The sequence below is a fragment of the Actinacidiphila yanglinensis genome (genome assembly GCF_900107965.1).
Taxonomy (GTDB): domain Bacteria; phylum Actinomycetota; class Actinomycetes; order Streptomycetales; family Streptomycetaceae; genus Actinacidiphila; species Actinacidiphila yanglinensis.
On the sequence record NZ_FNVU01000006.1, the window covers coordinates 156,896 to 176,210 of the forward strand.

20 protein-coding genes are annotated in these 19,315 nt (G+C 71.1%); 2 read left to right on the forward strand and 18 right to left on the reverse strand.

Features of this window, described 5'->3' with window-relative positions:
• Positions 1 to 87: 87 nt before the first annotated feature.
• The 10 genes from tatC to C4U44_RS15745 form a co-directional block, all read right to left on the reverse strand.
• Positions 88 to 984, reverse strand: coding sequence for a twin-arginine translocase subunit TatC (gene tatC, locus C4U44_RS15700; RefSeq protein ID WP_103886411.1), 897 nt, complete (start codon positions 982 to 984; stop codon positions 88 to 90).
• A gap of 173 nt (positions 985 to 1,157) precedes the next feature.
• Entirely contained in the window at positions 1,158 to 1,433 is a 276-nt protein-coding gene (gene tatA / locus C4U44_RS15705) for a Sec-independent protein translocase subunit TatA (RefSeq protein WP_103886412.1), read from the reverse strand.
• Positions 1,434 to 1,645: 212 nt separating this feature from the next.
• The gene (locus tag C4U44_RS15710; RefSeq protein WP_103886413.1) at positions 1,646 to 1,849 is read right to left on the reverse strand and encodes a hypothetical protein; all 204 of its coding nucleotides are present in this window, start codon (positions 1,847 to 1,849) and stop codon (positions 1,646 to 1,648) included.
• A 90-nt stretch (positions 1,850 to 1,939) separates the two neighbouring features.
• A complete protein-coding gene (locus C4U44_RS15715; protein ID WP_407642838.1) occupies positions 1,940 to 2,275 on the reverse strand; it encodes a hypothetical protein in 336 nt (111 codons plus the stop codon).
• Positions 2,268 to 3,224 (reverse strand): helix-turn-helix transcriptional regulator, encoded by a 957-nt coding sequence (locus C4U44_RS15720; RefSeq protein WP_103886414.1) that lies wholly within the window; start codon positions 3,222 to 3,224, stop codon positions 2,268 to 2,270. The genes C4U44_RS15715 and C4U44_RS15720 overlap by 8 nt, the downstream gene beginning before the upstream one ends.
• 57 nt (positions 3,225 to 3,281) lie before the next feature.
• Positions 3,282 to 4,223 (reverse strand): helix-turn-helix transcriptional regulator, encoded by a 942-nt coding sequence (locus tag C4U44_RS15725; protein WP_103886415.1) that lies wholly within the window; start codon positions 4,221 to 4,223, stop codon positions 3,282 to 3,284.
• Positions 4,224 to 4,405: 182 nt separating this feature from the next.
• Entirely contained in the window at positions 4,406 to 4,777 is a 372-nt protein-coding gene (locus C4U44_RS15730; RefSeq protein WP_103886416.1) for an FKBP-type peptidyl-prolyl cis-trans isomerase, read from the reverse strand.
• A 49-nt stretch (positions 4,778 to 4,826) separates the two neighbouring features.
• Positions 4,827 to 5,846 (reverse strand): FKBP-type peptidyl-prolyl cis-trans isomerase, encoded by a 1,020-nt coding sequence (locus C4U44_RS15735; RefSeq protein ID WP_103886417.1) that lies wholly within the window; start codon positions 5,844 to 5,846, stop codon positions 4,827 to 4,829.
• Between the two features lie 179 nt (positions 5,847 to 6,025).
• Positions 6,026 to 7,387 (reverse strand): Pup--protein ligase, encoded by a 1,362-nt coding sequence (gene pafA, locus C4U44_RS15740; RefSeq protein ID WP_103886418.1) that lies wholly within the window; start codon positions 7,385 to 7,387, stop codon positions 6,026 to 6,028.
• Between the two features lie 9 nt (positions 7,388 to 7,396).
• Positions 7,397 to 8,653, reverse strand: coding sequence for an MFS transporter (locus tag C4U44_RS15745; RefSeq protein WP_103886419.1), 1,257 nt, complete (start codon positions 8,651 to 8,653; stop codon positions 7,397 to 7,399).
• A gap of 49 nt (positions 8,654 to 8,702) precedes the next feature.
• Here C4U44_RS15745 and C4U44_RS15750 point away from each other — a divergent pair, with 49 nt between their 5' ends.
• Positions 8,703 to 9,773, forward strand: coding sequence for a LacI family DNA-binding transcriptional regulator (locus C4U44_RS15750; RefSeq protein WP_103886420.1), 1,071 nt, complete (start codon positions 8,703 to 8,705; stop codon positions 9,771 to 9,773).
• 135 nt (positions 9,774 to 9,908) lie between these two features.
• On the opposite strand, the gene prcA is transcribed toward C4U44_RS15750, so the two are convergent.
• The 5 genes from prcA to arc form a co-directional block, all read right to left on the reverse strand.
• Complete coding sequence (gene prcA, locus C4U44_RS15755) at positions 9,909 to 10,661, reverse strand: proteasome subunit alpha (protein ID WP_103886421.1); 753 nt, start codon at positions 10,659 to 10,661, stop codon at positions 9,909 to 9,911.
• A gap of 132 nt (positions 10,662 to 10,793) precedes the next feature.
• Positions 10,794 to 11,639, reverse strand: coding sequence for a proteasome subunit beta (prcB, locus tag C4U44_RS15760; RefSeq protein ID WP_103886422.1), 846 nt, complete (start codon positions 11,637 to 11,639; stop codon positions 10,794 to 10,796).
• 108 nt (positions 11,640 to 11,747) lie between these two features.
• Positions 11,748 to 11,966 (reverse strand): ubiquitin-like protein Pup, encoded by a 219-nt coding sequence (locus tag C4U44_RS15765; RefSeq protein WP_103886423.1) that lies wholly within the window; start codon positions 11,964 to 11,966, stop codon positions 11,748 to 11,750.
• A gap of 132 nt (positions 11,967 to 12,098) precedes the next feature.
• Positions 12,099 to 13,610 (reverse strand): depupylase/deamidase Dop, encoded by a 1,512-nt coding sequence (gene dop, locus C4U44_RS15770; protein ID WP_103886424.1) that lies wholly within the window; start codon positions 13,608 to 13,610, stop codon positions 12,099 to 12,101.
• Positions 13,611 to 13,702: 92 nt separating this feature from the next.
• Complete coding sequence (gene arc, locus C4U44_RS15775) at positions 13,703 to 15,469, reverse strand: proteasome ATPase (RefSeq protein ID WP_103886425.1); 1,767 nt, start codon at positions 15,467 to 15,469, stop codon at positions 13,703 to 13,705.
• A 263-nt stretch (positions 15,470 to 15,732) separates the two neighbouring features.
• Here arc and C4U44_RS15780 point away from each other — a divergent pair, with 263 nt between their 5' ends.
• Positions 15,733 to 16,029 (forward strand): ferredoxin, encoded by a 297-nt coding sequence (locus tag C4U44_RS15780; RefSeq protein WP_235032117.1) that lies wholly within the window; start codon positions 15,733 to 15,735, stop codon positions 16,027 to 16,029.
• Positions 16,030 to 16,077: 48 nt separating this feature from the next.
• Here C4U44_RS15780 and C4U44_RS15785 read toward each other — a convergent pair whose 3' ends face one another.
• The 3 genes from C4U44_RS15785 to C4U44_RS15795 form a co-directional block, all read right to left on the reverse strand.
• A complete protein-coding gene (locus tag C4U44_RS15785; protein WP_103886427.1) occupies positions 16,078 to 16,656 on the reverse strand; it encodes a hypothetical protein in 579 nt (192 codons plus the stop codon).
• A 188-nt stretch (positions 16,657 to 16,844) separates the two neighbouring features.
• Complete coding sequence (locus tag C4U44_RS15790; protein WP_103886428.1) at positions 16,845 to 17,756, reverse strand: tRNA (adenine-N1)-methyltransferase; 912 nt, start codon at positions 17,754 to 17,756, stop codon at positions 16,845 to 16,847.
• A 204-nt stretch (positions 17,757 to 17,960) separates the two neighbouring features.
• Complete coding sequence (locus tag C4U44_RS15795; protein ID WP_235032118.1) at positions 17,961 to 19,181, reverse strand: site-2 protease family protein; 1,221 nt, start codon at positions 19,179 to 19,181, stop codon at positions 17,961 to 17,963.
• Positions 19,182 to 19,315: the final 134 nt, after the last annotated feature.

Sequence of the window (19,315 nt, forward strand, 5' to 3'; positions counted from 1 at the left end):
GTGACGCTATCCCGGTACCGGCGGGACGGGAAGATCGGCGGCCCCGCCGGCCGGCTCGGGCCGGATCAGGCCGGCCCGGGCCCCTGCTCAGGTCGCGTCGTCGAAGTCGTCGTCGGCGCGGCGGCGCTCGGCCTCGGCGTCGAAGGACTGGGCGTCGACCTGCTCGGGCACGTAGTCCAGGCTGGACGCTTCGTCCGGGTCCAGGGCGTGGTCGGGGTCGGCCGCGCGGCGGCGCTCACGGCGCCGGTCGTTGAAGAAGCAGACGCCCATCGCGAGGAAGTACAGCAGCACGATCGGGGCGGCGAGCAGCGACATCGTGAGCGGGTCACCGGTGGGCGTGGCGACCGCGGCGAAGACGGTGATGCCTATCACCATGCCGCGCCACCAGCCCAGCATGCGGCGGCCGGTCACCAGCCCGGTGAAGTTCAGCAGCACCAGCACGAGCGGTAGCTCGAAGGCCAGACCGAAGACGACGATCATCCGGGCCACCAGGTCCAGGAAGTCGTCCAGGGGCAGCAGGTTGGTGGTGTCGTTCGGCACGAAGCCGATCATGATCCGCGCGGTCTGCGGCAGGATCTCGTAGGCCAGGACGGCGCCGGCCAGGAAGAGCGGCACACCGGCACCGACGAAGCCGAGGGTGTAGCGCTTCTCGCTCTTGTGCAGGCCGGGGGCCAGGAACGCCCACAGCTGGTAGAGCCAGACCGGCGAGGAGACCACCACACCGGCCATCAGGGAGACCTTCAGCGCGATCGAGAAACCGCCGAGCAGACCGCTGACGGTCATCTGGGCGCAGGCGCCGGTCCTGATCTTCTCGCCGGGGTGCACATGGCCGTTCTGGCACTGCACGTTGTCCGGGATCCGGTGCTGCAGCAGCTCGATGATGTGCTTGTAGAAGAACGCCGCCACGATGGTGACCACGAGGATGGCCAGCACCGACTTGAACAGCCTGTTACGCAGCTCACGCAAGTGATCCGCGAGCGGCATGCGCCCCTCGGGATCCTTGGTCTGCTTGCGGGCAGCAGTCTTGAGCACCCACGTCCTCGTCTCGTGCGGCAGCCGCCACCGGCGCGGGCCGGGCCACGGCTTGGTCCTTCACCTGTCGCCGGTCGTCCCAGGGAACTCCCAGGAGGCGACGGGGCGCGGTAGTCGGTCTCGGATCAGCTCTGGCTGGTGGTGCGCTCCGGCTCGCTCACCGGGCGCGCGCCGGCGGTGTCGCCGGGGGCCGACTGGATGGTGCGGGCGGCGGTCTGCTGCGCGGCGGGCTCCTCGGCCGTCGTGCCGTGGTCGTTCTTCATCGCCTTGGCCTCGCTCTTGAGGATGCGGGCGGACTTACCGACAGAACGCGCCAGGTCCGGAAGCTTCTTCGCGCCGAAGAGGACGACGATGACGGCGACGATGAGGAGGATTTCCAGGGGCTTGAGGTTGCCGAGCATAAGAGGTCTACCTTCTCACCTTGGCGGCGTGGTACGTGCGTCCGCGGTGCGGTGCCGGGCGGGTGCCCGAAGCCGTGCCGCGCTGTGATCGTAGCGTGCGGCGGTGAACAACGGTGAGTGCGCCGGTGTCCACCTGACTCGCGACCCGAGCCGCGCTTCGTTCGCGGGCCGCCCGGGCCAGCGTACCCGCACCTTCCGGAATAACGGCAGGCTCAGGGCCTGGAGATGTCCCCGGCCCGCTCCGCCAGCGGCCGCGCGGCACGCTGGAGCCGGTCGCTCGCCGCCGTCAGCGCCTCGGTACTCGCGGCGACCTGACGGGCCAGCGCCTGGACGGCCGCGAAGACGCGTACCGCGAGCGCGCCCAGCACCAGCAGTCCGGCGGTCGACAGGCCGACGTAGAGAAATAGCCACCACATGGCCCGCGAGCCTATCGCCTCGGCCGGCCCCGCGACGGCGCCCGGTACCCCGGCCCGTCAGGCGCGGCGGTCCTGCCGCGGCCGGGCGGATCAGCGCCCGGTGAGCCGCATCGTGGGCACCCCGCCGCCGGTCAGCAGCTCGACGATCCGCTCCCCCGCGGGTTTGCGTACCGCCTCGTCGCAGGAGGGGCAGGTGAAGGAGTAGAAGGTGGTGCGGGACGAGCCGCCGACGGCCAGCCGCAGCGCCGCGGCGTCCAGCTCGAAACTGCTGCGGCAGTGCGGGCAGTTGGCGCGGAAGAGCACCGCGGACTGCGGGGACTCCTCCGATGCCGGCGCCTCCGTCGACTCCGGCTCCGGCGCCGCCCGCAGGCCGGTCTGCGGCGGGCACTCCGCCGGGGCGGTGCCGCCGCCCGTGCCGTCACTCACCGTAGGCGGCCAGGGCGCGCACCGCGGCGTCGCGGGCGCCGTCGGCGAGGTCGGGCGGGGACACGATCCGGCCATCGCGGCCCAACCGCAGCGCGAGCCGCCGCAGCGAGCCCGGGTCGGGCGTGCGCAGGGTGATCCGCAGCCCGCCGTCCGGCAGTTCGTCGGCGCTGTCGTGCGGGTAGTACTCCGCGACCCAGCGGCCGCCGGGGCCGACCTCGACCACGACCTCGGGGTCGTCGCCGGCCGGCTGCACCAGGCCCTGCGACAGGTCGCGCGGCTCGATCCGGGGCGGTTCGGACGGCTCGTCCAGCAGCCGGATCTCGGCGACCCGGTCGAGCCGGAAGGTGCGGCGGTCCTCCGACAGCCGGCACCACCCCTCCACGTAGGTGTGGCCGACCGCGAACAGCCGGATCGGGTCGACCTCGCGGTCGGTGAGGGTGTCGCGGGCGGGCGAGTAGTAGCGCATCCACAGCCGGCGGCGCTCGGTCAGCGCCCGGTCCACGGTCGCGAACACGCTGCCCTCGGACTCGAATGTCACCGACAGCCGCCCGCTGGCCCCGGCCGCCTCACCGGCCGCCGTCTCCAGCTTCGCCGCGGCGCGCTGCAACGCCTGCCGGTCGCCCTCGCGCAGCCCGGGCAGGTTCGCCACCGCCCGGGCGGCCACCAGCAGCGCCGTCGCCTCGTCGGCGGCCAGCCGCAGGGGCTGCGCCACGTCGTCGGCGGTGCCCGGGTTGTGCCACCAGATCCGCTCGCCGTCGGTGTCGATGTCCAGCAGGTCGCCGCCGCGGAAGCTGGTGCCGCACAGCGGCAGCACGTTCAGGTCGCCGATCAGCTCGGCCTCGCTCACCCCGAACGCCCGCGCCACCTCGCTGACCCGCGCACCGGGCCGCTCGCGCAGATACGTCACCAGGGACAGCATCCTGCGGGTCTGGTCGATCGCGTTGCTCATCGGTCGCGCCCCCACGGCTCGCACGCACTGCACTGGCTGTACCGGCTCACAGGTCGTTCAGCCCTTCGCCACGGCGCGCAGCCGGTCCAGCAGTTCCGCGCGCAGTTCGTCGGGCGCCATCACGACCACGTCCGGGCCGAACTCGGCGAGCCAGGCGTCCAGGCCGTGCCCGTACGGGATCTCCAGCTCGTCCCACTCCGGGTCGATCGGCGTGGTGGTGACCGCACGCGCGCGCAGCGGGTAGCCGCTGCGGTGGCGCAGCCTGATCCGGGCGGTCGCGGCGGTGACGCCCTCGCCGGCCCAGCGGGCCACCGTCTCGCGGACGTCGATGTGGTCGGGTACCTCCGCGGTGAAGGCGCCGCGCACCTTGACCCGGCCGGAGATCCGCGACAGCCGGAACACCCGCACCTCGCCGCGGTCGCGGTCGTGGCCGGCCAGGTACCAGTGGCCGCGCCAGCACTCCAGCGCCCAGGGCTCGACCAGCCGCGGCTCGGGACGCACCGCGTTCCCCTTGCGGTAGTCGAAGGCGACCGCCTTGCGCTCCCGCGTGGCGAGCATCAGCGCCTCGAAGGCGGGCTCGGGGGCGGGGATACGCGGCTCCAGCGCGCTGGTGGCGTCCTCGTACGGCACGCCGGCCGCGCGCAGCTTCTGCAGCGCGCCGCTGGCCGCCTCGGCGAGCCGCGCCTGCTGCCAGACCTTCGCGGCCAGGGCCAGCGCGGCGGCCTCCTCGGGGTCCAGCGCGATGTCCGGCAGCCGGTTGCGGTCGCTGCGGGCGAGGTAGCCGAACTCGCCGTCGATGCTCTCGACGGTGTCGATGACCAGCCCGAGCTCGCGCAGGTCGTCCTTGTCCCGCTCGAACATGCGGTTGAACGCCTCGTCCGAGGTGACCTCGTGGTACGCCTCGATCGACGCGCGCAGCTCACGCTTGCTGACCGGGCGCCGGGTGTTCATCAGGCACAGCGCGAGGTTCATCAATCGCTCGGCCTTGGCAATCGCCATCCCACGCCCCCTCTTTCGCGCTCTCGGGCTCCGGGCGCGCGGACCCGCCTGCCGGGCCGCTCACCTGGCGAACCGTCGAGCACGGCCACGCTGAACCGTACCGCTCCTGCGCGTGGAGCCGAAACCGCGGCCCCCCGCCGGAGGGCGGGGGGCCGTCGGGTGTCTCGCGCGGACCTGCCTCGTCAGACGCCCATCAGGTCGCAGACGAAGATCAGCGTCTCGCCGGGGGCGATCGCGCTGCCGGCGCCGCGGTCGCCGTAGGCGAGGTGCGCGGGGATGGTCAGCTGCCGGCGGCCGCCGACCTTCATGCCCTGCACGCCCTGGTCCCAGCCGGCGATGACCTGGCCGACGCCGAGCTGGAACTGGAGCGGCGTGCCGCGGTTCCAGCTCGCGTCGAACTCCTCGCCGGTGGAGAAGGCGACGCCGACGTAGTGGACGGAGACGGTGTCGCCGGCCTTCGCGGCCGGGCCGTCGCCCTCCCAGATGTCCTTGATCTCCAGGTCGGCCGGCGGCTCGCCGCCCGGGAAGTCGATCTCGGGCTTGTCGATGCTCACTGCGATGCTCCTTGTGCTGTTGCGGGCAACCCGGACAGTCTTGCAGACCTCACAGGATGGCCAGCACGTCCAGGGTGAAGACCAGCGTCGCGTTCTTCGGGATGCCGCTGCCCGACGGCGGGTTGGCCCCGTAGGCGAGCGATCCGGGCGTCACCAGCAGGATCCGGCTGCCGGCCTTCTTGCCGACCAGGCCCTCCTGCCAGCCCTTGATGAGCTGGCTCAGCTCGAACCCGGCCAGCTCGCCCCGGCTGTAGCTGGAGTCGAACTCCTTGCCGGTGGTCCACACCTTGCCCTGGTACTGCGCCAGCACGGAGTCGGTGGACTTGATCACCGGCCCGTCGCCTTCCAGGATGTACTCCGAGACCAGCTTGGTGGGCGCCTTGGCGCCCTTCGGGATGGTCAGCGACGGGATCTTGCCGTCGGTGTTGGTACCGGACTTCGGCAGGTCGGCGTTGGTCTGCGGGACCACCTTCCCGGTCGACGAACTCTTGCCGTTGAAGCGGTTCAGCACGTCGATGACGAACACCAGCGTGTCCGTGCCCTTGATCCCGGCCTGCGGCTCGCCGCTGCTGCCGTAGCCGAGCGACGGCGGGATCGCCATCTCGACCCGGCTGTTCACCTGCTGGCCGAGCAGTCCCTCGTCCCAGCCGGGGATGACCTTCCCCTGCCCGATCACGTTCGTGTACGGGCCGCGGCCGAAGGAGGTGTCGAAGACCTTGGCCGTGTCCCAGATCTGGCCCAGGTAGTTCACCTGGACGTAGTCGCCGCCGGCGATCTTCGGCCCGTCGCCCTTGATCACCGTCTTGACGGCGAGCTTGGAGGAGGGGGTGCCGCTGCCCTTGGCGATGGTCGGCTTCTGGTTGAAGCCCTTGCCCGCGGTGATCGTCGGCACCGGGCCGGACACGATCTCGGTCTTCGGGGTCGCCGAGGCGGACGGTGAAGCGCTCGACGGAGTCGTCGAGGGTGGCGTCGAACTGGGCGTCGCCGAGCCGCTCTTGCTGTCGTCGCCGCAGCCGGCGGCGGTGAGCATGAGCGCGGGGACGGCGAGCAGTACGGAGCGTCGGCGCACGGAGTTCCTCGTTAGTGTCGTCGGGGTGGGGGGGTGCGTTCGGTGTGTCACGTGGGGGGAACACAAGTACAGCCCCACACCCTACGGCGTGCGACAGGCCCCGTACGAGATCCGCACGGGGCCTGTGTTCACACTGGGGCGGGTGTTCCGCCGGAATTCCTCGGGGTCACGCCCCGCGGTCACATTCCGGCGATCAGTTTCTCCACCCGGTCGTCCACCGAACGGAACGGGTCCTTGCACAGCACGGTGCGCTGCGCCTGGTCGTTCAGCTTCAGGTGGACCCAGTCGACGGTGAAGTCGCGCCGCTGCTCCTGGGCGCGGCGGATGAAGTCGCCACGCAGCCGGGCCCGGGTGGTCTGCGGGGGCACCGACTTGGCCTCGAAGATCTTCAGGTCACTGCAGATCCGCTTGGCCTGGCCCTTGCGCTCCAGCAGGTAGTACAACCCGCGGCGACGGTGGATGTCGTGGTACGCGAGGTCTATCTGCGCGACCCGCGGGTGGGACATGGTGAGGTTGTCGCGGTTCCGGTAGCGCTCGATGAGCTGGTACTTCATCACCCAGTCGATCTCGGAGCCGATCTTCGACAGGTCACCGCTGCCGATCGACTCCAGAGCGCGGCCCCACAGTTCGAGCACCTGGTCGATGACCCCGCTGCGGATGCCGCGGCGCTCGCAGAACTCCACGGCCTTGGAGTAGTACTCCTGCTGGATGTCGAGCGCGGACGCCTCCCGGCCGGAGGCGAGCCGGACCTTGCGGCGGCCGGTGATGTCGTGGCTGACCTCGCGGATGGCCCGGATCGGGTTCTCCAGGGTCAGGTCGCGCATCACGGTGCCGGCCTCGATCATCCGCAGCACCAGGTCGGTGGCGCCGACCTTGAGCAGCATCGTCGTCTCCGACATGTTGGAGTCGCCGACGATGACGTGCAGCCTGCGGTAGCGCTCGGCGTCGGCATGCGGCTCGTCGCGGGTGTTGATGATCGGCCGGGACCGGGTGGTCGCCGAGCTGACGCCCTCCCAGATGTGCTCCGCGCGCTGGCTCACGCAGAAGACGGCACCGCGCGGGGTCTGCAGCACCTTGCCCGCGCCGCACAGCAACTGCCGGGTGACGAGGAACGGAATGAGGATGTCCGCCAGCCGGGAGAATTCGCCGTGCCTGGCGACCAGGTAATTCTCATGGCAACCGTAGGAGTTGCCGGCCGAGTCGGTGTTGTTCTTGAACAGGTAGACATCACCCGCGATGCCCTCCTCGTGCAGCCGCCGTTCGGCGTCCACCAGAAGGCCCTCGAGGATGCGCTCACCGGCTTTGTCGTGCGTGACGAGTTCGGTGACGTTGTCGCACTCGGGAGTGGCGTACTCCGGGTGCGAGCCGACGTCGAGATAGAGGCGGGCCCCATTGCGGAGGAAAACATTGCTGCTGCGGCCCCATGACACGACACGGCGGAAGAGGTACCGCGCCACCTCGTCAGGGGACAGACGCCGCTGTCCCCTGAACGTGCATGTGACGCCGTACTCGTTCTCCAGCCCGAAAATGCGGCGGTCCATGTCTGAACATTACGCCTGATGCGACGTGCTGAAACGGGGATCGGGGGCACGGTTTGGATCTTTTTCTGCGACGACCCGATCGGTTTCGACGTCCCGCACCGTCAGGATTCGCCCGGTGGACAGCAGTACGCCCAGCGCCACGGCACCGGACACCGCGCAAACACCGAATCCTGCGGCGGTTCCACCATGTTGCGCGGCCACTCCGGCGACCGCCGTTCCCAGCGCCGCGCCGACTCCCATCGCGGTGACCACCCAGGAGAACGCCTCCGTCACGGTGCCCCGCGGGGCGTGCCGGTCCACCACCAGGAAGCCGCACGCCAGGGTCGGCGCCAGGAAGAGCCCGGCCAGGGCGGAGAGCAGCAGCATCCAGCCCAGCGCCGGGGCGAGCATCAGCAGCGGGTAGCAGGCGGCCAGGCCCACCGCGAGCAGCCGCAGCCGTCGCTCCGGGGGGCCGGCGAAGGAGCGGCCGCCGTAGACGATCCCGCCGATCAGCGCGCCGGCGCCGTTGGCGGCCAGCACGTAGGCCGCGGCCGAGCCGCCACCGTGCGCGTCCGCGTAGGCGACGGCGGCCAGCGAGAAGGCGCCCAGCGCGTTGCCGACGAAGAAGCAGGCGCCCAGCAGCACCAGCAGCCCGGGCGAGCGCAGGGCGCCCAGCCAGTGCGGCTCGCGGGCCTGGGCGCGCCAGTTCCGCGACGGCCCGGAGCTGACCACCACCAGGGTGCCCGCCACGCCGAGCAGCCCGGCCAGCACCAGCGCCGCGGCCTCGGAGGCGACCGCGACCGCGGCGGTGACCAGCAGCGGCCCGAGCGTGAAGAGCACCTCCTGGGCCGCCGCGTCCAGCGCGTACGCCCGCTGCACCTGCTCCTCGCGCTCCAGCACCACCGGCCACAGCGCCCGCAGGCCGCCCTCCAGCGGCGGCGTGGCGACCCCGGCGAGCAGCACCGCGGCGATCGCCACGGGCAGCGGCCGCGGGCCGGTCGCGGCGAGCAGGCAGAAGCCCGCCGCGGCCAGCAGCGCCGCCGCCGTCATCACCCGCGGCTGCCCGCGCCGGTCCACCGCGCGGCCCAGCAGCGGCTGCCCGAGCGCCATCGCCAGCCCGTACAGCGCCGACAGGCCGCCGGCCAGCCCGTACCCGGCCCCGTGCGCCCGCAGGAACAGCACGATCGCCAGCGCGGACATCCCGTTGGGCAGCCGCCCCAGCAGGGTGCCGCCGAGCAGTCGCACGGCGTGCCGGGTGCGCAGCAGGTCGCCGTAGCTGCTCGCCATGGCCGCTCCCCCCTCACGTGTTACGTATAACGTCCGGGTCATACGTACCATGTCGGCAACTCACGGGTCCAGCCGTGGGACAGGTTTCGGAAGGCGGCGGGCTGCGTTGGCCGGGAGCGATCGACCCACCTCGCGGGATGTGGCGCGGGCGGCCGGCGTGTCGCAGGCGACGGTGTCGCTGGTGCTCGGCGGGAAGTGGCGCGGGCGGGTCTCCGAGCGGACCGCGGACGCGGTGCGCCGGGCGGCGGGCGAGTTGGAGTACCGGCCGAACCTGGCCGCGCGCAGCCTGCGGCTGGGCCGGACCAGGACCGCGCTGCTGGTGGTGCCCGCGCTCACCCACGAGTACTTCGCCCGGGTGTACACCGGGGCGGCCCGGGTGGCCGACGAGCACGACTTCGGGGTGGTGCTCTACCCCTCGCCCGAGGGGACCGGTCCGGCCCGCGACCCGTTCGGCTCCGCGCGGGCGGCGATCGACGGGGTGATCGCCTCGTCGATGGCGGCGGACGCGCTCAGCGGGATCGCCGACGGCGGGCTGCCGTTGGTGATGCTGGACAGCGGCCCCGGCGCGGCCGGCGGCCCCCCGACCGTGGATCTCGCCGTCGCGGACGGCATCCGCCAGGTCGTCCGGCACCTGGTGGGACTCGGCCACCGCCGGATCACCCACCTCGCCGCGGACGTGGACACCTGGACCTTCCGGGTCCGCGCGCAGACGGTCCGCGAGGAACTGGCCGGGGTGGCGGGGGCGGAACTCGCCACCGAGCGGTGCGAACTGGACGTCGGGCCGGCCCGGGCGGCGGCCGTGCGCGCCCTCACCGCCCCCGGCCGCCGCCCCACCGCCCTGCTGTGCGACGGCGACGTCCTGGCCGCGGGTGCCTGCAAGGCCGCACGCGGCCTCGGTCTCAGGGTGCCTGACGACGTGTCGGTCTCCGGCTTCGACGATCTCTCGCTGGCGACCGCGCTCGACCCCGAACTGACCACGGTCCGGCTCCCCGCCGAGGACGTGGGTGCCCGGGGCATGTCAGCCCTCCTCGCCCTCCTCGACGGCGCCCCGACCCCCCCGACCGAACTCCCCGTCCACCTCATCCCCCGCGCCTCCACCTCCCCCCCACCCACGGACTGACCCGCAGGGGTTCACTTCAGTGGCGCGTGGCGGCACCTCCCAGGCGAAGCTCTGGGGGAGAACCGCGCGAGCAACCCCCACCGACAGGTGGTCCCTCAACCGACAGCACCACCCACCCCGGGGGGTCAGGGGCCCCTACTCCTCGTCGTCGTCCGAAGGCTCATCCGTCTTCGTGGTCGCCGCACTCTCCGTCTCCAGCAACCGCGACAGCTGGCGACCCAGGATCCGCTTGAACTTCCGCTGCTGCGGCCGGGTGCGGTCCAGCACCGCGACCTCGAGCTGCTCGGCGGTGAGCTGCCGCTCGCTGTTCCCGTTGCTGTCCCGCGCGAGCGACTCGACGGCCAGCGCCAGCGCCTCCGCGAGGGTCATCCCGTCCCGGTGCCGCTGGTCGAGGTAGCTGCCGATCTGGTCGGAGTTGCCGCCGACGGCGACCGCCCCGTGCTCGTCCACGATCGAGCCGTCGTGCGGAAGCCGGTAGATCTGGTCGTCCTCGGGAGCGGCGCCGACCTCGGCGACGATCAGCTCCACTTCGTACGGCTTCTCGCCGACGCTGGAGAAGATGGTGCCGAGGGTCTGCGCGTACACGTTGGCCAGCCCGCGGGCGGTGACGTCGTCGCGGTCGTACGTGTACCCGCGCAGGTCGGCGTAACGGACGCCGCCGATCCGCAGGTTCTCGAACTCGTTGTACTTGCCGACGGCGGCGAAGGCGATCCGGTCGTAGATCTCGCTGACCTTGTGCAGCGCGCGGGAGGGGTTCTCGGCGACGAAGACGATGCCGTCGGTGTACTGGAGGACGACGACGCTGCGACCGCGTGCGATGCCCTTGCGGGCGTACTCCGCGCGGTCCGCCATGGCCTGCTGGGGCGAAACGTAAAACGGCGTGGACACCGGCTCAACCGTGCCTTTCTGCTGTCGTCGGCGCTGGGTGGGTCAAAGGGCCCGAGGAACGCGGTGGGTGACCAGGGGTCAGCGGGTGGCCGGGCCGGGCCGAGGGGGCCCGGCCGACCGGTCGGACGCCGGTCACAGCACCTCGGCCCGCGGTCCGTCGGGGAACTCGAGCCGGCCGTCGAGCACCGAGCGGGCGATGGAGGCGACGTCGGAGTCGGCGTACCTGCGGTAGCCGTCCTCGGTGATGACGGTCACCACCGGGAAGATCCGCCGGGTCATGTCGGGGCCGCCGGTGGCGGAGTCGTCGTCCGCCGCGTCGTACAGCGCCTGGACGACGGCGGTGACGGTCTGCTGCTCGGTCAGGTCCTTGCGGTAGAGCTTCTTCAGCGCGCCGCGGGCGAAGACCGAGCCGGAGCCGGTGGAGGCGAAGCCGAGCTCCTCGCTGCGGCCGCCGGTGACGTCGTAGGAGAAGATCCGGCCCCTGGCGCGATCCGTGTCGTACCCCGCGAACAGCGGGACGACGGCGAGGCCCTGCAGGGCCATCCCGAGGTTGCCGCGGATCATCGTGGACAGCCGGTTGGCCTTGCCCTCCAGCGAGAGGGTGGCGCCCTCGATCTTCTCGTAGTGCTCCAGCTCCAGCTGGAAGAGCTTGACCATCTCGACCGCCAGGCCCGCGGTGCCGGCGATGCCGACCGCGGAGAACTCGTCGGCCGGGAAGACCTTCTCGATGTCGCGCTGGGCGATCACGTTGCCCATCGTGGCGCGGCGGTCGCCGGCCAGTACGACACCGGAGTCGAAGACGGCGGCGACGATGGTGGTGCCGTGCGGCAGCTCGATCGCACCCTTGACCGCGGGCAGGGTCCGGTTGCCCGGCAGCAGCTCGGGCGAGTGCTCACCGAGGAAGTCCAGGAAGGACGACGAGCCGGGCGTCAGGAAGGCAGCCGGCAGATGCCCGGGCTTACGAGTGTTGGCTTCCACGCGATTCCTTCCACACGATCATGGTGTTTGGTACGGACCCTACCCATGGGCCCGACATCCATCCGCCCCGCGGTCCGGTGGGCGCGGGGCGGATGGAGGGGCGAGCGATCACTCGCCGCCCTTCTGGACGAAGGAGCGCACGAAGTCCTCGGCGTTCTCCTCCAGGACGTCGTCGATCTCGTCCAGAACCGAGTCCACGTCGTCCGAAAGCTTCTCGTGGCGCTCCTTGAGCTCGTCGGCGGTCTTGGCGTCCTCCTGGACCTCCTCGACCTCGTCCGTGGAACGCGTAGCCCGCTGCTGTCCGCCGTCGGTGTCCTTGGTGGCCATGTCCCTCACCCCGCTCGGTTGCGTGCCTACAAGATCAGACCCTACAAGGAGGGTCCGTCTCCGGCCCTCGAATACGACAACGTCCGAGTGCTACCGACTTGATTCCCGGTTCTGGCCCGTTTCAGCCGTGGATCAGCCGCCGGACAGGATCCGGACCAGTTCCTCGGCCGTACGGCACCGGTCCAGCAGCTCTTTCACGTGGTTGCGGGTACCGCGCAGCGGCTCCAGGGTGGGCACGCGCTGGAGGGAGTCCCGGCCGGGCAGGTCGAAGATCACCGAGTCCCAGGAGGCGGCGGCCACGTCGTCGGCGTACTGCTCCAGGCAGCGGCCGCGGAAGTAGGCCCTGGTGTCCTCCGGAGGCTGCTGTACGGCCCGCAGGACGTCCTCCTCGGTCAGCAGGCGCTTGATCCGCCCCCGGGCCGCCAGACGGTTGTAGAGGCCCTTGTCGGGCCGTACGTCGGCGTACTGCAGGTCGACCAGGTGCAGGCGGGCGGCGTCCCAGTCCAGGTTGTCGCGGCGCCGGTAGCCCTCCAGCAGCTCCAGTTTCGCCACCCAGTCCAGCTCGCCGGCCAGGCTCATCGGGTCGCTCTCCAGGCGGCCCAGGACGTCCTCCCAGCGAGCCAGCACGTCCCTGGTCTGCTCGTCGGCGTCGCCGCCGTACCGCTCCTCGACGTATTTGCGGGCGAGGTCGAAGTACTCCATCTGAAGTTGTACAGCGGTCAACTTCCTGCCGTTGCGGAGCGTGACGAGCTGCTTCAGACCGGGGTCGTGGGAGACCTCGTGCAGGGTCCGCACCGGCTGGTCGACGGCGAGGTCGACCTTGATGAAGCCCTCCTCGATCATGGACAGCACCAGGGAGGTGGTGCCCAGCTTGAGGTAGGTGGAGATCTCCGAGAGGTTGGCGTCGCCGATGATGACGTGCAGCCGGCGGTACTTCTCCGCGTCGGAGTGCGGCTCGTCGCGGGTGTTGATGATGGGGCGCTTGAGGGTGGTCTCCAGGCCGACCTCGACCTCGAAGTAGTCGGCCCGCTGGCTCAGCTGGAAGCCGTCGTCGTGGCCGTCCTGGCCGATGCCGACCCGGCCCGCGCCGGTGACGACCTGCCGCGAGACGAAGAAGGGCGTCAGGTGCCGCACGATGTCCGAGAACGCGGTCTCCCGGCGCATCAGGTAGTTCTCGTGGGTGCCGTACGAGGCGCCCTTGTTGTCGGTGTTGTTCTTGTACAGGTGGATCGGCTGGGCACCGGGCAGCTGGGCGGCGCGCACCGCGGCCTCGGCCATGATCCGCTCGCCGGCCTTGTCCCACAGCACCGCGTCGCGCGGGTTGGTGATCTCCGGCGAGGAGTACTCCGGATGGGCGTGGTCGACGTACAGCCGGGCCCCGTTGGTGAGGATCACGTTGGCGAGGCCGATGTCCTCGTCCGTGAGCTGGGTGGAGTCAGCCGCCTCCCGGGCGAGGTCGAAGCCGCGGGCGTCCCGCAGCGGGTTCTCCTCCTCGAAGTCCCAGCGGGCGCGGCGCGCCCGGTGCATCGCCGCCGCGTAGGCGTTGACGATCTGGGACGAGGTGAGCATGGCATTGGCGTTGGGGTGCCCGGGGACGGAGATGCCGTACTCCGTCTCGATGCCCATTACTCGCCGTACGGTCATGCGGCCCTCCTTGCCCTGCTCCGGCTCGTCCGAGCCGAAAACACACCGGCTGCGGGACCCGCTGGTCGGGACCCGCAGCCGGAGGGTTGTGCCTACAGATACTGTCCGGTGTTCGCCACGGTGTCGATGGAGCGTCCGGTGTCCGCCCCCTGCTTTCCGGTCACCAGGGTGCGGATGAACACGATCCGCTCGCCCTTCTTCCCGGAGATCCGCGCCCAGTCGTCGGGGTTGGTGGTGTTCGGCAGGTCCTCGTTCTCCTTGAACTCGTCGACGCAGGCGGCGAGCAGATGGGAGACGCGGAGCCCGCGCTGGTCGTGGTCCAGGAAGTCCTTGATCGCCATCTTCTTGGCCCGGTCCACGATGTTCTGGATCATCGCTCCGGAGTTGAAGTCCTTGAAGTACAGGACCTCCTTGTCACCGTTGGCGTAGGTGACCTCCAGGAAGCGGTTCTCCTCGCTCTCGGAGTACATCCGCTCGACGACCGACTGGATCATGGCGTCCACGGTGCCCGCCGGGGACTGGCCGTGCTCGACCAGGTCGTCGGAGTGCAGCGGAAGCGTGTCCACCAGGTACTTGGAGAAGATGTCCTTGGCCGCCTCGGCGTCCGGACGCTCGATCTTGATCTTCACGTCCAGCCGGCCCGGCCGCAGGATGGCCGGGTCGATCATGTCCTCGCGGTTGGAGGCACCGATCACGATGACGTTCTCCAGGCCCTCGACGCCGTCGATCTCGGCGAGGAGCTGGGGGACGATGGTGTTCTCCACGTCGGAGCTGACGCCGGAGCCGCGGGTGCGGAAGAGGGACTCCATCTCGTCGAAGAAGACGATGACGGGGGTGCCCTCGGACGCCTTCTCCCGGGCCCGCTGGAAGACCAGCCGGATCTGCCGCTCGGTCTCGCCCACGTACTTGTTGAGCAGTTCGGGGCCCTTGATGTTCAGGAAGTAGCTCTTGCCCTGGGGCTGGCCGGTGACCTCGGCGACCTTCTTGGCCAGCGAGTTGGCGACGGCCTTGGCGATGAGCGTCTTGCCGCAGCCGGGCGGGCCGTAGAGCAGCACGCCCTTGGGCGGGCGCAGTTCGTACTCCTTGAAGAGGTCGGCGTGCAGGTAGGGCAGTTCGACCGCGTCGCGGATCTGCTCGATCTGGTTGCCGAGGCCGCCGATCTGCCGGTAGTCGATGTCGGGGACCTCTTCGAGGACCAGCTCCTCGACCTCGCTCTTGGGCACGCGTTCGTAGACGTATCCGGAGCGGGGTTCGAGCAGCAGGGCGTCGCCGGTGCGCAGGGTGCCGTCGAGCAGCGGCTCGGCGAGCCGGACCACCCGCTCCTCGTCGGTGTGCCCGATCACCAGGGCGCGCTCGCCGTCCTCCAGGATCTCCTTGAGGGTGACGATGTCGCCGACCAGCTCGAACTCCATCGCCTCGACCACGTTGAGCGCCTCGTTGAGCATCAGCTCCTGGCCGCGCTTGACGTCGTCGAGTTCGACGGACGGGCTGACGTTGACCCGCAGTTTGCGGCCGCCGGTGAAGATGTCGGCGGTGCCGTCCTCGTTGGCCTGGAGGAACACTCCGAAGCCGGCCGGCGGCTGCGCGAGCCGGTCGACCTCCTCCTTGAGGGCCACGATCTGGTCGCGGGCCTCGCGGAGCGTGTTCGCAAGCCGTTCGTTCTGTGCGGAGACACCCGCCAGGTTGGTCTGCAACTCGACGATCCTCTCCTCGAGAATCCTCGTGTGCCGCGGAGAGTCGGCGAGCTTGCGTCGCAGGACGGCGATCTCCTGCTCAAGAAAGGCGACCTGGCTCATGGGGTCTTCCGAACCACGAGCGGGTCGGCCGCCACGGTTGAATTCGTCGTCGTGGGCCGCCACGGTCCTCACCTCCTCCAAAGGGAGCTGGACGTTCCCAGACCCTACCTGGGCCGGTAGGGGTTGAAACCCCTAGATCACAAAGACGATCGCGGTGTGTCTGATCTTCACCCTTGCGCACGTCCCCTCGCCACTGGGATACCCGCCGATCTCCATCCGGAAGCCGCCGGTTGTATCGTCGTTTCGGTCAACAGCCGCCGAGGGCTGTTGCTTCCCGGGGACTTCCCGATGTACTTCCCGAACGACGAACGGCAGGGATGGGTTCCGTGAGCGAGAGCCAGGGTGCCGGCGAGGCGCTTGAGGTCTGGATCGACCAGGACCTGTGTACCGGCGACGGCATCTGCGCCCAGTACGCGCCGGAGGTGTTCGAGTTGGACATCGACGGCCTGGCCTACGTGAAGGGCTCGGACGACGAGCTGCGCCAGTCCCCTGGCGCCACCGTACCGGTACCGCTGCCGCTGCTCACGGACATCGTGGACTCGGTGAAGGAGTGCCCGGGCGAGTGCATCCACGTACGCCGGGCCGCGGACCGGGTCGAGGTGTACGGCCCGGCCGCCGACTGAGGGCCTCCTGAGGGCGCCGAGGGGCCCGGAGCGGGCCCCAGGGCCTGCTCAGATGGTGTTCGCCGGACCGGGGAGGGCCACGTAGCGACCGTCGCGCCACTCCCAGGTGTAGGTCCGCCGCAGGTCCGGGCAGCAGCGCGGGGTGTCGTCGCTGGAGAATCCCAGCACGGTCGCCTTGACGCTGCGGCCGGCGAGCCGGAAATCCGAGATCTGCCGGTCGTCCTTGGGGTTCACCAGGGTCACCGCGATCTTCGGCAGGCCGCCGGCGTGAGCGGGCGCGGACAGCACGTAGACGCCGCTGGGCGGGGTCCCGGTGTCGGAGTGGCAGCGCACCACCGCGATCGTCTCGGGCCGCCCGTCGCCGTCCAGGTCGGCGGAGACGTGCGAGATCACGTCGACGGTGGCGCCGGGGGCGCAGGTGAGCGGATAGGTGACCGCGTGGGGGTCCGGGGCGGCGACCGGCGGCCCGGACGGCGTGGCGGGCCTGCCGCCGGCCTTCGGGCTGGCGTCGGCGGGCTGCACGAGCGCCACGGCGCCGACCAGGGCGCCCACGGCCGCGGCGGTGGTGATCCAGTGCATCGCGCCGCTGCGTGCGTGCGGGAGGGCCGGACCTGCGGAGGGCTGCACTCGCCTGACTCCTGGGGGTTCTGGTCTGCGGGGGTGGCCAGCATGGTGCCACACGTCACACCGGCGCGGAACGGCGGGGCCCCGCCGCACAGCGCGCCGCCGCCGGCGTCCGGACGGACAAACCAGCGGCGGCGCGGTGAAGTTGGCCGAAAAGGGCCCTGTATGTCGCTACGTGTCGCTACCTGACGCTACCCGTCGGATTCGGCTCCGCCGCTTCCGCTGCCCGGCCCGGTGTAGTCCTCGCCGTAGGCGCCCTTGGCGGGGCGACGGCGGCGCAGCGGCGGCTCCACGCCGTCGGCGAGGCGGCGCGCGGTGAGCAGGAAGCCGGTGTGGCCGATCATCCGGTGATCGGGCCGGACCGCGAGTCCCTCGACGTGCCAGGTGCGCACCATCGTCTCCCAGGCGGCCGGCTCGTTGAAGGTGCCGTGCTCGCGGATCGCCTCCACGGTGCGGGCGAGCTGGGTGGTGGTGGCGACGTAGGCGCACAGGATGCCGCCGGGCACCAGTGCCTTGGCGACCGGCTCCAGGCACTCCCAGGGAGCGAGCATGTCCAGGATGACCCGGTCGACGTCGGTGTCGGAGAGGTGGTCCTGGAGGTCACCGACGGTGAGCTGCCAGGCCGGGTGCGGGCCGCCGAAGTAGCGCTCCACGTTCTGGGTGGCGATCTCGGCGAAGTCCGCGCGGCGCTCGTAGCTGTGCAGCATCCCGTGGTCGCCGATCGCGCGCAGCAGGAAGCTGCTCAGCGAGCCGGAGCCAACGCCCGCCTCGACCACCCGCGCCCCGGGGAAGATGTCGGCCATGGCCAGGATCTGCCCCGCGTCCTTGGGGTAGACCACGGCGGCGCCGCGGGGCATGGACAGGACGTAGTCGGGGAGCAGGGGGCGCAGCGCGAGATAGGCGACGTTTCCCGTGGTCCGCACCACACTGCCCTCAGGGGCACCGATCAGCTCGTCGTGCGGGAAAGCGCCCTTGTGGGTGTGGAACTGCTTTCCGGCTTCGAGCGTGAACGTGTAGTGGCGTCCCTTGGGGTCGGTGAGCTGGACCTGGTCCCCGACTCTGAATGGCCCGCGCCTGCGCGCGGCACCGGTCGGTTCGGACATAGGACCACCTTATCGGCTGCGCGGAACGCCTCAGGACGCGCCGCCTCCCGCTGCACCCGGGAGCGAGTGAGCCAAAGGTCGCGCCGCTGTCGAAAGAGAGAGCGCGGAGGCCGTGAGCTACGAGCGGCCGCGCACCGTCGACAGTGGATCTGGGGGCGCCTCAGGCGAAGCTCTGGGGGAGCCGGAGGCGAACCGAGCCGGAAATCAGGCAGTCCGGGACATGGCGGCGACGAAGGCGCGCTCCACGTCGGCGGTGGAGAGCACGCCGTAGATCTCCCCGGTGGGCTCGACGACGAGGTACTCGGTGGAGGGCGTGGCACGCAGGGTGTCGAGGAGTTCCTCGCCGGTGAGGTCCGCGGAGACCCGCATCCCCGGCCGGAGGTCGTGGGCGAGGCCGCTGACGGCGACCCAGGGGCGCCGGTGCTCCGGCACCGAGATGATCGCGGACTCGCGGACCAGCGCGGTCGGGTCGCCCCTGCCGTCGACGACGACCAGCGCGCGGGCGCCCGCCTCGTTGGCGCGGCGCAGCGCCTCGGACAGCGGGGTGTCGGAGGAGACCGGGACGGCCCGCCGGGTGAGCGTGCGGGCCCGCAGGTCCGGCAGGCGCTCGCGCAGCCGCGCCATCCGCAGCCCGTTGCCCGCCCCGGTCCACATGATCGCGGCCAGGACCGCGGCGAGCAGCGCGTCGGTGAGGGAGTCCGCGCCGCTCTCGCCGTTGCCGTGGGCGTACGACAGCATCGGCAGCCCGATCAGGACGGCGAGCGCGAGCACCCGGCCGGCCCAGGCCGCCGCCACGGTGCCCTTCATGGCGTCGCCGCTGAACTTCCAGACCACCGCCCGCAGCATCCGGCCGCCGTCCAGCGGCAGCCCGGGCAGGAAGTTGAAGATCGCCACGATCAGGTTGCTGACCATCAGCCCGGCGAGCAGCACCCCGGGGACGGTGCCGCGCTCCACGAACTGCATCCCGCCGAAGAAGGCCGCGGCGAGCACCAGGGACAGCAGCGGGCCGACGAAGGCGAGGACGAACTCGCGGCCTGGGGTGTCGGAGTCCTTCTCGATCTCCGAGACGCCGCCGAAGAACTGGAGTTGGATCCGGCGCACCGGCAGGTCGAAGCGGATCGCGGCGACGGTGTGGGCGAGTTCGTGGACGAGCACGGAGGCGTAGAAGGCGACCGCGAAGAAGAGCGAGACGAGGTAGCGGATCCCGCCGAGCTCGGGCAGGACGGTGTCGAGCTGCCCGCCGAAGACCCAGGTGATCAGCGCGGCGACCAGGAACCAGCTCGGGGCGACGTAGATGGGCACCCCGAGGAAGCGGCCCATCAGGATGCCGCCGCCCGGCTCCCGCGCGGCCTTTTCGGTGCCGTCGCCGCCACCTGGACCCGGGGGGTTGGTGTTCTGGGACGGCGGACGGCCGCTCTCGCTCAATGGTTCCCCTTCTGAAACAGACCCTCGCACCGATCATGCGGCACGAGGGACATCGGTCCCATGGTATGGCCCCGCAGAGCGGGGCACACCGGGGCATGGCCGTTGCCGGTGGCGGCACGGCCGTGTCGGTGCCA